The organism is Massilia glaciei (assembly GCF_003011895.2).
Lineage (GTDB): Bacteria > Pseudomonadota > Gammaproteobacteria > Burkholderiales > Burkholderiaceae_D > Telluria_A > Telluria_A glaciei.
In genome coordinates, this window is the sequence record NZ_PXWF02000077.1 from 1 (window position 1) to 11,714 (window position 11,714).

Annotated in this window: 12 protein-coding genes; 9 read left to right on the forward strand and 3 right to left on the reverse strand. The window is 69.4% G+C overall.

All coding sequences use genetic code 11. The features are described 5' to 3' along the window. The 9 genes from C7C56_RS05955 to C7C56_RS05995 all read left to right on the forward strand — a co-directional run. Nucleotides 1-303 (forward strand): Hpt domain-containing protein (locus C7C56_RS05955; RefSeq protein WP_146204302.1); only part of this gene is annotated, 303 nt, incomplete at its 5' end. A gap of 147 nt (nucleotides 304-450) precedes the next feature. Continuing rightward, nucleotides 451-1,167 (forward strand): response regulator, encoded by a 717-nt coding sequence (locus C7C56_RS05960; protein WP_106756550.1) that lies wholly within the window; start codon nucleotides 451-453, stop codon nucleotides 1,165-1,167. An 88-nt stretch (nucleotides 1,168-1,255) separates the two neighbouring features. After that, nucleotides 1,256-2,902 (forward strand): AMP-binding protein, encoded by a 1,647-nt coding sequence (locus C7C56_RS05965; RefSeq protein ID WP_106756551.1) that lies wholly within the window; start codon nucleotides 1,256-1,258, stop codon nucleotides 2,900-2,902. Nucleotides 2,903-2,920: 18 nt separating this feature from the next. Beyond that, nucleotides 2,921-5,293, forward strand: a complete 2,373-nt coding sequence (locus C7C56_RS05970; RefSeq protein WP_106756552.1) for a bifunctional salicylyl-CoA 5-hydroxylase/oxidoreductase — start codon at nucleotides 2,921-2,923, stop codon at nucleotides 5,291-5,293. Beyond that, entirely contained in the window at nucleotides 5,290-6,063 is a 774-nt protein-coding gene (locus tag C7C56_RS05975; protein WP_106756553.1) for an SDR family NAD(P)-dependent oxidoreductase, read from the forward strand. The genes C7C56_RS05970 and C7C56_RS05975 overlap by 4 nt, the downstream gene beginning before the upstream one ends. Nucleotides 6,064-6,086: 23 nt before the next feature. Continuing rightward, nucleotides 6,087-6,608, forward strand: coding sequence for a MarR family winged helix-turn-helix transcriptional regulator (locus C7C56_RS05980; protein ID WP_106756554.1), 522 nt, complete (start codon nucleotides 6,087-6,089; stop codon nucleotides 6,606-6,608). 2 nt (nucleotides 6,609-6,610) lie between these two features. Further along, nucleotides 6,611-7,465, forward strand: coding sequence for an enoyl-CoA hydratase family protein (locus C7C56_RS05985; protein ID WP_106756555.1), 855 nt, complete (start codon nucleotides 6,611-6,613; stop codon nucleotides 7,463-7,465). Between the two features lies 1 nt (nucleotide 7,466). Beyond that, the gene (locus C7C56_RS05990; RefSeq protein WP_106756556.1) at nucleotides 7,467-8,639 is read left to right on the forward strand and encodes an acyl-CoA dehydrogenase family protein; all 1,173 of its coding nucleotides are present in this window, start codon (nucleotides 7,467-7,469) and stop codon (nucleotides 8,637-8,639) included. Next, nucleotides 8,639-9,031 (forward strand): RidA family protein, encoded by a 393-nt coding sequence (locus C7C56_RS05995; RefSeq protein ID WP_106756557.1) that lies wholly within the window; start codon nucleotides 8,639-8,641, stop codon nucleotides 9,029-9,031. Before C7C56_RS05990 ends, C7C56_RS05995 begins: the two co-directional genes overlap by 1 nt. A 52-nt stretch (nucleotides 9,032-9,083) precedes the next feature. On the opposite strand, the gene C7C56_RS06000 is transcribed toward C7C56_RS05995, so the two are convergent. From C7C56_RS06000 to C7C56_RS06010, 3 genes are all read right to left on the reverse strand, one after another. Continuing rightward, complete coding sequence (locus C7C56_RS06000; protein ID WP_106756558.1) at nucleotides 9,084-10,448, reverse strand: sensor histidine kinase; 1,365 nt, start codon at nucleotides 10,446-10,448, stop codon at nucleotides 9,084-9,086. Then, on the reverse strand, nucleotides 10,435-11,100 hold the full coding sequence (locus C7C56_RS06005; RefSeq protein WP_106756559.1) for a response regulator transcription factor: 666 nt from the start codon (nucleotides 11,098-11,100) through the stop codon (nucleotides 10,435-10,437). The genes C7C56_RS06000 and C7C56_RS06005 overlap by 14 nt, the downstream gene beginning before the upstream one ends. A 98-nt stretch (nucleotides 11,101-11,198) precedes the next feature. Beyond that, the gene (locus C7C56_RS06010) at nucleotides 11,199-11,615 is read right to left on the reverse strand and encodes a type II toxin-antitoxin system HicB family antitoxin (protein ID WP_106756560.1); all 417 of its coding nucleotides are present in this window, start codon (nucleotides 11,613-11,615) and stop codon (nucleotides 11,199-11,201) included. Nucleotides 11,616-11,714: the final 99 nt, after the last annotated feature.

Below are 11,714 nucleotides of genomic sequence, written 5' to 3' on the forward strand. Positions count from 1 at the left end.
GCGGCGGCCGGGCCGCGCGCGGCCCCCGACCGGGCCGGCGAGCTGGCGCGCCGCCTGCGCAACGTGTTCGCCGCCGACGTCCCGGTGCGCCGCGCCGAGCTCGAACTGGCGATCCAGAAGGAGAACCGGGAGGCCGCCGGACGCGTCCTGCACGGCATCCGCGGCAGCGCCGCCTACGTCGGCGCGGCCGAACTCACTGTGCTGTGCGCCGAGCTCGAGGCGGCCGCCGACGGCGGGCGCTGGGGCGCGGTGCGCGCCGGCTGGCCGGCGCTGTGCGCGCTGCTCGACGATTTCGTGCCGTAGGGCCGGCGCGCGCGGGCCCGGTGGCGGGGCAGATTTACGCGCGCCGGCCGCACGCATAAGGTAGAATTCGCCTCGTGAATCGGCTGCGGGATTTGCCGTGTTGCGCTCCCGGCCCCGGCAAATGGGCAGTACCCATCAAGGATCCGCATGAAAGTATTAGTGGTTGATGACGACGTCATTTCGCGCATGGTGCTGATGCACCTGATCGACAGCTGCGGCACGTTCGACATCCTCGAGGCCGAAGACGGCGCCGACGCCTGGGAGCGCCTCGAGCGCGGCCTGCGCCCGGCGATCTGTTTCTGCGACCTGCGCATGCCGCGCCTGTCGGGCATGGACCTGCTCGCGCGGGTGCGCGCCGAGCCGTCGATGGCCGACATGCCCTTCATCCTGGTGTCCTCGGCCACCGACAACGACACCATGCGCCAGGCCAGCGGCCTGGGCGCGGCCGGCTACATCGTCAAGCCGTTCCAGGCCGAGCAGGTGCGGGTGCACCTGGCGGCGCTGTGCGGGCCGGCCGCGCCGTCGCCGCACCACGCCGAGGCGCCGCTCGACACCATGGAGCGCCTCGGCATCAACGCCGAACGGCTGCTGGTCTACCTCGGCGGCTACCAGAACCAGCTCGCCGCCGCCAGCGCCGAGCTCGCCGCGCTGCTCGCCGCCGGCGACCCGCAAGCCGCCGCGCTGCGCCTCGAGCGCCTGCGACTGGGCGGAGAGACGCTCGGCCTGACCGGCGTGGTCGACCGGTTCAAGGCGGTCCCGGCGGCGCTGCCGGGGGTGCCCGAACTGGACCTGCTGCTGGCCGACGCGGTGCGCGCGGTGCTGCGCCAAAGCGACATTGTGCGGCGCAACCATGCTCCGGCGTAAGGGCCGTCGAGATATTGCTTGATGTTGTGATTGTTTAGAACTAAAGTATCCAAGGGAATTCCGACGGACACTTTTTTCCAGGCCGACCATGACACGCACGACCGCAGCAGCGCTCAGTTGTTCGGGCTACGAGGACGATTTCGCCCGCAGCCACCTGCCACCGCCGGCCCAATGGCCCGAGTTCCGCTTCGACCTGCCCGAGCTGCGCTACGCCGATCGCCTCAACTGCGTGGCCGAACTGCTCGACGCCGCCGTCGCGCGCGGCGGCGGCGCCCGCACCGCCATCGTCGGCGCCGACGGCAACTGGACCTATGCCGGGCTGCAGGCGCGGGTCGACCGCATCGCGCACGTGCTGCGCGCCGACCTCGGGCTGGCCAGCGGCAACCGCGTGCTGCTGCGCGGGGCCAACAACCCGATGTTGGCCGCCTGCCTGCTGGCCGTGCTCAAGGCCGGCTGCATCGCGGTGCCGACCATGCCGCTGCTGCGCGCGCGCGAGCTGGCCACGATCGGCGCCAAGGCGCGCGTCGACGCGGTGCTGTGCGCAGACGGCCTGCGCGCCGAGATCGACGCGCTCGCCGGGCCGCCCGCGCCGGTGTTGTTTTTCGGCGCCGCCGGGGGCGCCCATGGCGCCGATGGCGCGCGATCGCTCGAAGCCCTGATGGCGCGCCACGACGCGCCCTTCGCGGCGGCCGACACGGCGGCCGACGACGTCTGCCTGATCAGCTTCACCTCGGGCACCACCGGCGTGCCCAAGGGGACCATGCACTTCCACCGCGACCTGCTGGCCATCTGCGACTGCTTCCCGCGCCACACGCTGGACACGCGCGCCGACGACATCTTCATCGGCACGCCGCCGCTCGCGTTCACCTTCGGCCTGGGCGGCCTGCTGCTGTTTCCGATGCGGGTCGGCGGCGCCACCGTGCTGCTCGAAAAGCTGACCCCCGAAGCGCTGCTCGCGGCGATCGAAAAACACCGCGCCACTATCTGCTTCACGGCGCCGACCTTCTACCGCCAGATGGCGCCGCTGGCCGCCAAATACGACCTGGCCAGCCTGAGCCGCACCGTCTCGGCCGGCGAGGCGCTGCCGCTGGCCACGCGCGAGGCCTGGCAAAAGGCGAGCGGCCTGCGCATGATCGACGGCATCGGCGCGACCGAGCTGCTGCACATCTTCATCTCCGCCGCCGGCGACCAGATCCGCCCCGGCGCGACCGGCAAGCCGGTGCCCGGCTACCAGGCCTGCATCCTCGACGGGGACGGCGCGCCGGTGGGCCCGGGCGTGGTCGGCCGGCTCGCGGTCAAGGGCCCGACCGGCTGCCGCTACCTCGACGACGCGCGCCAGAGCGACTATGTGCTGGACGGCTGGAACCTGACCGGCGACGCCTACGAGATGGACGCCGACGGCTATTTCTACTACCGCTCGCGCACCGACGACATGATCATCTCGGCCGGCTACAACATCGCCGGGGCGGAGGTCGAGGAGGCGCTGCTGCGCCATCCGGCGGTGCTCGAATGCGGCGTGATCGGGCGCGCCGACGTCGAGCGCGGCCAACTGGTCGAGGCGCACGTGGTGCTCAAGGACGGCTTCGGGGCGGATCCGGCGATGGCGCTGGCGCTGCAAGAGTTCGTCAAGCAGGGCATCGCCCCCTATAAATATCCGCGCTCGGTCAAGTTCACCGACAAGCTGCCGCGCACCGAGACCGGCAAGCTGCAGCGCTTCAAGCTGCGCGCGTCGTAACACCAACTTATCGAGCCTATGAACATCGTCTGCATCGGCGGCGGCCCCGCCGGTTTGTATTTCAGCCTGCTCATGAAGAAGCAGGACCCTCGCCACCAGATCACGGTCGTCGAGCGCAACCGCCCTTACGACACCTTCGGCTGGGGCGTGGTGTTCTCGGACCAGACGCTGGGCAACCTGGCCAACGCGGACGAACCGACCGCGCGCGCGATCCTGGGCGCGTTCAACCACTGGGACGACATCGACGTCTTCTTCAAGGGCGAGAGAATCACCTCGGGCGGCCATGGCTTTTGCGGCATCGGGCGCAAGCGCCTGCTCAACATCTTGCAGGAACGCTGCGAGGAGCTCGGCGTGCAACTGGTGTTCGACAGCGAGGTGAAGGACGACCAGGCGCTCGCCGCGCAGTACGGCGCCGACCTCGTGATCGCCTCCGATGGCCTCAACAGCCGGATCCGCGCGCGCTACGCCGCCAGCTACTTGCCGCAGGTCGAGGCGCGCCGCTGCCGCTTCGTCTGGCTCGGCACGCGCAAGAAGTTCGCCGCCTTCACGTTCGCCTTCAAGCAGACCGCGCACGGCTGGTTCCAGGCCCACATCTACCAGTACGACGGCGAGACCTCGACCTTCATCGTCGAAACGCCCGAGGAGGTATGGCGCGCCTGCGGCCTCGAGGACATGACGCCCGAGCAGGGCATCGCGTTCTGCGAGGACTTGTTCGCCGAGCAGTTGGACGGCCACAAGCTGATGTCGAATTCGGCGCACCTGCGCGGCTCGGCCATGTGGATCACCTTCCCGCGCATCGTGTGCGGGCGCTGGGTGCACTGGAACGGCGCCGTGCCGGTGGTGCTGATGGGCGACGCCGCGCACACGGCGCACTACTCGATCGGTTCGGGCACCAAGCTCGCGCTGGAGGACGCGATCGAGCTGGCGCGCTGCTTCGGCCAGCACCTTGAGCGCGCCGCCGCGCTCGACGCCTACGAGCGGGCCCGATCGGTCGAGGTGATCAAGATCCAGAGCGCGGCGCGCAACTCGATGGAGTGGTTCGAGAACGTGGCCCGCTACACGGCGCTCGAGGCGCCCCAGTTCGCGTACTCGATGCTCACCCGCAGCCAGCGCCTGTCGCACGAGAACCTGCGCCTGCGCGACGCCGGCTACGTGGCCGGCTATGAAGAATGGATCGCCGGGCGCGCCTGCGCCCAGGCCGGCGTGGCCGCGCCCAAGAATGTCCGGGTGCCGCCGATGCTCACGCCGTTCCGCCTGCGCGCTGTCACGCTCAAGAACCGGATCGTGGTCTCGCCGATGGCGCAGTATTCGGCCGTCGACGGCGTGGCCGGCGACTACCACCTGGTGCACCTTGGCGCGCGCGCGATGGGCGGCGCCGGTTTGGTGTTCGCCGAGATGACCTGCGTGTCGGCCGACGCGCGCATCACGCCGGCCTGCCCGGGCCTGTACGCGCCCGAACACACGCAAGCGTGGAAGCGCATCGTCGACTTCGTGCATGCCAACTCGAGCGCGAAAATCGGCGTGCAGCTCGGCCACGCGGGCGCCAAGGGCTCGACCCGCGCGATGTGGGACGGGATCGACCAGCCGCTGGACGAGGGCAACTGGCCGCTGGTGTCGGCCTCGGAGCAGCAGTATTTGGCCGGCGTGTCGCAGACCGCGCGCGCGGCCGATGCGGCCGACATGGAACGCATCGAGGCCGACTTCGTGCGCGCCACCATAGCCGCCGCCGAAGCCGGATTCGACTGGCTCGAGCTGCACTGCGCGCACGGCTATCTGCTGTCGTCGTTCATCTCGCCGCTGACCAACCAGCGCGCCGACCAATTCGGCGGCAGCCTGGAGAACCGCTGCCGCTTTCCGGCGCGGGTGCTGCGCGCGGTGCGCGCGGTCTGGCCGCAGGACAAACCGGTCAGCGTGCGCATCTCGGCGCACGACTGGGTCGAGGGCGGCATCACGCCCGACGACGCGGTGCGGGTCGCGCGCCTGTTCAAGGAGGCCGGCGCCGACATGATCGACTGCTCGTCGGGCCAGGTCAGCAAGCGCGAAAAGCCCGTGTACGGGCGCATGTTCCAGACCCCGTTCGCCGACCGCGTGCGCAACGAGGTGCAGATCCCGACCATCGCGGTGGGCTCGATCTTCGAGGCCGACCACGCCAACAGCATCATCGCGGCCGGACGCGCCGACCTGTGCGCGGTGGGCCGTCCGCACCTGGCCAACCCGGCCTGGACCCTGACCGAGGCGGCCCGCATCGGCTTTGGCGCGCTCGAGTGGCCCAAACAGTACCTGCCGGCCAAGCAGCAGCTCGAACGCAACCTTGAACGCGAACGCCAGATGGCGGCGTCCGCCGGCGGACTGACGCCGCAGCAGGTCGCCGCGCGCCTGCTGGAGGGATGATGGGAGCGACAGCCGATCTCGCGGGAAAACACGCGCTGGTGACGGGCGGCGGGCGCGGCATCGGCGCGGCGGTCGCGCGCGCCTTGCTGGCGGCGGGCGCGCGCGTGACCATCGCCGGGCGCGACGCCAACACGCTCGCGGCTACCGCGCGCGAGCTGGCCGCGCTGGGCGAGATCGGCTGCGCCACGCTCGACATCACCGACGCCGACGATGTGCGCGCCGTGTTCGCGCGCATCGGCCGGGTCGACATCCTGGTCAACAACGCGGGGCAGGCGGCATCGGCCCCGTTTGGCAAAACCGACGAGGCGCTGTGGCAGCGCATGCTCGAGGTGAACCTGAACGGCACCTTCCGCTGCACCCACGCCGCGCTGCCCGGCATGCTCGATGCCGGCTGGGGGCGCGTCGTCAGCGTGGCATCCACAGCGGGCCTGGTCGGCTACCGTTACGTGGCCGCCTACTGCGCCGCCAAGCACGGTGTGATCGGCATGACGCGCGCGCTCGCGCTCGAGGTGGCGGCCAGGGGCGTGACCGTCAACGCGGTGTGCCCGGGATTCACCGACACCGACATCGTGCGCGAGGCGGTGGCGAACATCGCGGCCAAGACCGGCCGCAGCGAGGCCGAGGCGCGCGCCGAACTGGCGGCGGGCAACCCGCAGCGGCGCCTGGTCGAGTGCGACGAGGTGGCCAACGCGGTGCTGTGGCTGTGCCTGCCGCGCTCGGGCGCGATGAATGGACAATCGCTGGCCGTGGCCGGCGGAGAAGTCATGTGAGAAACCAACCCCAAAGAGACGACATGCAAAACCAGGACGCCCCGGAACCAGCCGATGAACTCGACCTTTCGAGCCGCCTCACGCAGGAGCACCACCAGTCGCTCAAGCTGTGGCTGCGCATGCTCTCGTGCACGGTGCGCATCGAGACCGAGATCCGCACCCGGCTGCGCAGCACCTTCGACATCACCCTACCGCGCTTCGACCTGATGGCGCAGCTCGAGCGCTATCCGAAGGGGCTGCGCATGGGCGAGCTGTCCAAGCGCATGATGGTCACCGGCGGCAACATCACCGGCATCACCGACCAGCTCGCGCTCGAGAACCTGGTGGTGCGCGTGCCCGACCCGAAGGACCGGCGCGTCTACAGCGTGCGCCTGACGCCGGCCGGACGGCGTGCCTTCGCCGAGATGGCGCTGGTGCACGAGCAGTGGGTGGCCGAACTGCTCAAGGACATATCGAGCGAGGACAAGGGCACGATGATCGCCCTGCTCTCGCAAATGAAACAGCATCTGACCGAGTCGGATGAAGCAATCGACAGCAAGGAGTAAGCATGCGTTACCTACCAGGCCAGGCGCACCAGCTGCCCGGCAACCGCGCCCCGATGGCCGGCCACACCGCCAGCCATTTCCGCTTCGAGGTCGAAGGCGCGGTCGCCACGCTCACGCTCAACCGGCCCGAGCGCAAGAACCCGCTCACGTTCGAGTCGTATGCCGAGTTGCGCGACCTGTTCCGCGCGCTGGCGCAGGCCGACGACGTCAAGGCGGTGGTGCTCACGGGCGCGGGAGAAAATTTTTGTTCGGGCGGCGACGTGCACGACATCATCGGCCCGCTCACCCGGCTCGACATGCCGGGCCTGCTCGCGTTCACCCGCATGACGGGCGATCTGGTCAAGGCGATGCGCGCCTGTCCGCAGCCGATCATCGCCGCCATCGACGGCATCTGCGCCGGCGCCGGCGCGATCCTGGCGTTGTCTTCGGACATGCGGCTCGGCACCGCGCGCAGCAAGACCGCGTTCCTGTTCACGCGCGTCGGGCTGGCCGGCTGCGACATGGGCGCGTGCGCGATCCTGCCGCGCTTGATCGGGCAGGGGCGCGCGTCCGAGCTGCTGTTCACCGGCCGCTCGCTGGGCGGGGCGGAGGCCGAGCGCTGGGGTTTTTTCAACAGCGTCAGCGAACCCGATTCGCTGCTGGCCGAGGCGCGGGCGCTGGCCGGCGCGCTCGCCGCCGGCCCCACCTTCGCGCATGGCATGACCAAAAAAATGCTGCAGCAGGAGTGGAACATGGGCGTCGACGAGGCGATCGAGGCCGAGGCGCAGGCGCAGGCGATCTGCATGGCCACCAACGACTTCCACCGCGCCTACCACGCCTTTGTGGCGAAACAAAAACCCGTGTTTGAAGGCGATTGAGATGTCCGATAAATCCTATCTTGGCCTGCCGTTCTTCGAGGCGCGCCACCGCGCGCTCGAATCCGAACTCGACGCCTGGGCTCTTGCGCACGTGGCCGGGGCGCACCAGGTCGACGTCGACCAGGCCTGCCGCACGCTGGTGAGGCAATTGGGGCAGGGCGGCTGGCTGGCGCACGCGGTTGGCGACGGCAACGGCGCGATCGACACGCGCGCCATCTGCCTGATGCGCGAAACGCTGGCGCGCCACAACGGCCTGGCCGACTTCGCGTTCGCGATGCAGGGCCTGGGCTCGGGCGCGATCAGCCTGTTCGGCAGCGCCGACAACAAGGCGCGCTACCTGCCGCGGGTGGCGCGCGGCGAGGCGATCGCCGCGTTCGCGCTGTCGGAGCCGCAGGCCGGCTCCGACGTCGCGGCGATGCAGTGCGCGGCGGTGGAGAACGGCGACGGCTATGTCCTCAACGGCGAGAAGACCTGGATTTCAAACGGCGGCATCGCCGATTTTTACGTGGTGTTCGCGCGCACCGGCGAGGCGCCGGGAGCGCGCGGCATCAGCGCCTTCATCGTCGACGCCGACACGCCCGGCTTCGAGGTCGCCGAACGGATCGACCTGATCGCCCCGCATCCGCTGGCGCGCCTGCGCTTTGACGGTTGCCGCGTGGCGGCCGGCCAGCGCCTGGGCGCGGCGGGGCAGGGCTTCAAGGTGGCGATGGCCACGCTCGACGTGTTCCGCACCTCGGTCGCGGCGGCCGCGCTCGGGTTCGCGCGGCACGCCTTCGATGCGGCGATCGCGCACGCGAGCACGCGCAAGATGTTCGGGCAGACGCTGGCCGATTTCCAGCTGACCCAGGCCAAGCTGGCCGAGATGGCGACCGGGATCGACGCCGCCGCGCTGCTGACCTACCGCGCCGCCTGGCAGCGCGACCAAGGCGTCAAGGTGACCAAGGAGGCGGCGATGGCCAAGATGCACGCGACCGAGATGGCGCAGCAGGTCATCGACGCGGCGCTGCAGATGTTCGGCGGGCAGGGCGTGGTCAGCGGGCATGCGGTCGAATGCCTGTACCGCGAGATCCGCGCGCTGCGCATCTACGAGGGCGCGACCGAGGTGCAGCAACTGATCATCGCGCGCGAACTGCTGCGCGGGCACGCCGCGCAAAACGAATCGAAAGGTGCATGATGGATTTCCTCCAACCCGAAGGATGGGCCAAGCCGCGCGGCTACTCGAACGGCGTGGCCGCGAGCGGGCGCACGGTGTGCGTGAGCGGCATGATCGGCTGGGACGCCCAGTGCGAATTCCAGACGCTCGACTTCGCCGGCCAGGTGCGCCAGGCGCTGCTCAACGTGGTGGCGGTGCTGGCCGAGGCCGGCGCGAAGCCCGAGCACATCGTGCGCATGACCTGGTACGTGGTCGACCGCCACGAGTACGTGGCCGCGCACAAGGAGATGGGCGCGGCCTACCGCGAGATCATCGGGCGCCATTTCCCGGCCATGACGGCGGTGCAGGTGGTCGCGCTGATCGAGGACAAGGCGCGGGTCGAGATCGAGGTGACTGCGGTCGTGCCCGAGTAGGTCTGCCGGAGCAGGTCGCTGCCGTAGTAGATCGCTGCCGGAATCGGTTGCTTCAGGCCGGAAACGCGACGTGCACGGCCAGGCCGGTGCCTTCCGCGCCCGCGTCGAGCCGCAGCGTGCCATTGTTGCGCGCCACGGCGCGTTCCACGATCGCCAGGCCCAAACCGCTGCCGTCGATGTCCTGTCCGGGAATCCGGTAGAAGCGCTCGAACACCTTGTGCCGCAAATGGGGCGCGATCCCGGGGCCCTGGTCGGTGATGCTGAGCCGGCAGCCCTGCGGGTCGGCGTCGAGGCACACCGCGACCTTGCCGCCGTCGGGCGAGTATTTGACCGCGTTGCTGATCAGGTTGTCGAGCATCGCGGCCATGCTTTCGCGGTGCAGCGGCATCACGCATTCGGCGCCTGGGGCCAGTTCGATGTCGATCGCGCGCCGCAGCGCCAGCGGCGCGGCTGCCGCGAGCCGGTCGCACAGCAGCGCTCGCAGGTCTTGCAGGGGCAAGGCCTCCTCGATGCTTTCTGCGCGCATGCGCTCGAACGCGAGCAGTTGGTGCACCGTGTGCGTAACGCGCGCGAGCCCGCCGCGCAGGCCCGCGCTGGCCTCCTCGACGCCCGGGATGCCGCCGCAACGGCTTAGCAGCAGGTGGGCGTTGATCTGGATGACCGCCAGCGGCGTCTTGAGTTCGTGCGCGGCGTCGGTCAGCAATTCGTGGTCGCGCTCGATGCGTTCGTTGAGGCGCGCCATGAGGCGGTTGATCGCCTCGACCAGCGGCGACAATTCGCTGTATTGGGAGTCGGGCAGCGCGCTCAGATCGGACACCGAGCGCTGTTCGATGGCGGCCGCGATCGAGCGCAGGGGGCTCAGACCGTAGCGCGTGATGATCCAGGCCGGAATCAAGAGGAAGGGGAGGCTGAACGCGGTCGGCCAGAGCAGGAAGCTGGCGCCCGAAAAGGTGAGCATCCATTCGTCGTCGACCTCGTGGCTGCGTTCGACCACGAGGCCGCTCGCGCCGTCGTGCGCGCGCCAACTGACCCAGGCGTTGGCGCCGCGCGCGGCGGCGCTGCCGGGCGCCGGCAGCACGTCGGGCAGGGCGGGGGCGGAGTTGTAGATCAATTGCCCGCCCCGCCAGATGCGCAGGCGTACCTGGGACCGGTACTCGAGTTCGTTGAACATGTCGGTGCGCACGCGTTCGAGTCCGGCGGCGGCGCGCCGGATCTCGTCGGGCTGGTCGGCCACGCGCTCGATGCTGAACAGGATCTGGCGCGCCGCGGCCTTGTTCTCGCTCGCGGTGTGCGCCTGCTGGTTGATCTTGGCCTCGTACAGCATGTGCGCGAGGGCCAGCAGCGCCAGCGCGATGATCACCGCGCTAAAGCCGAGCAGCAGGCGGCGGAACAGCGAGGACTGGCTACGCGGGCGCATCTTGCACGAGGTAGCCGACGCCGCGCACGGTGCGGATGTAGCCGTCGCCGATCTTCTTGCGCAGGTTGGAGATGTGGACGTCGAGGCTCTGGCCCTCGCTGTGCGGCAGCACGCGGCTTTCGAGCTCGGCGCGGGTGAGCACGCGGTCGGACGCCTTGAGCAGCGCGCACAGCAGGGCGAATTCGGTGCGCGACAGGTTCACGGGAAGCCCGGCCTGGGTCAGCGTGACGCGCCGCTCGTCGAGCACGAGGTCGCCGTGCCGCCAGACCGGCTTGGGGGCGTCGCCGGCGGCGCTGACGCGGCGCACGATGGCGCGCAGGCGCGCTAGCAGCTCGGGGATCTCGAACGGCTTGATCAGGTAATCGTCGGCGCCGCCCTGGAAGCCGCCGAGGCGGTCCTCGAGGCTGTCGCGCGCGGTCATGATCAGCACCGGCAGCGTCTGGCCGTCGGCGCGCAGCGCGGCCAGCAGGCCCATGCCGTCGCCGTCGGGCAGGCCGAGGTCGAGCAGCAGCGCGTCGCACTGCTCGGCGGCGATGCGGGCGCAGGCGCCGGTGGCCATGCGGACCCAGACCACCGTGTGGCCGTCGTCCTGCAACACCGACAGCAGCGCGCTGCCGAGGGCAAGATCGTCTTCGATCAGGAAAATCTTCATGGCTTCAGTGTAGCAGGGCGATGATGCCGGAAGGTACGTCGACGCCTTAAGGTTTGCTAAACCGGCGCTCAAGCGTTATAGAAATTTTGTCAATGTTGCTATGTGAGCCGCATCGCGAGGCGCTTGCCCAGCGCGTTGAAGGCGCGCTCGACCGTATCGATCTTTGTGGCGTGCCGCAAGTCGATGAGGCGATTTATCTCTTGGGGACTGGTTTCCATCCGACGCGCGAGGTCCGAAGCGGATACCTTCTGCCCGATCATCTCATTGAGCAATAGTACTTTCACCGCGACGCTCGATGGCAGCGTGACCAGTGCCTCGTCCTCTTGCGCCGGCGAGGGCGGCGGCACCGTCCGCTTGTCGTCAAAATAGAAATCCATGGCGGTGACCAGGGCGTCTTTCGCCATCATCATGGCGTCCTCGAGGTCTTCACCTTGGGTAATCGCCTCTGCGATATCGCGGAACGTGACGACAAAGCCACCGTCCTCGTCGGGTGCGAACCTGGCTGGATATTGCATGGTTAAACTCCCGAACGGTCCTGAAGATTTCTTTGCGGTCGTCGCAGCTATTTGATGCCTAACGAATAAGGTTAGATCGAGCGAGCGTAGCGATGCCTC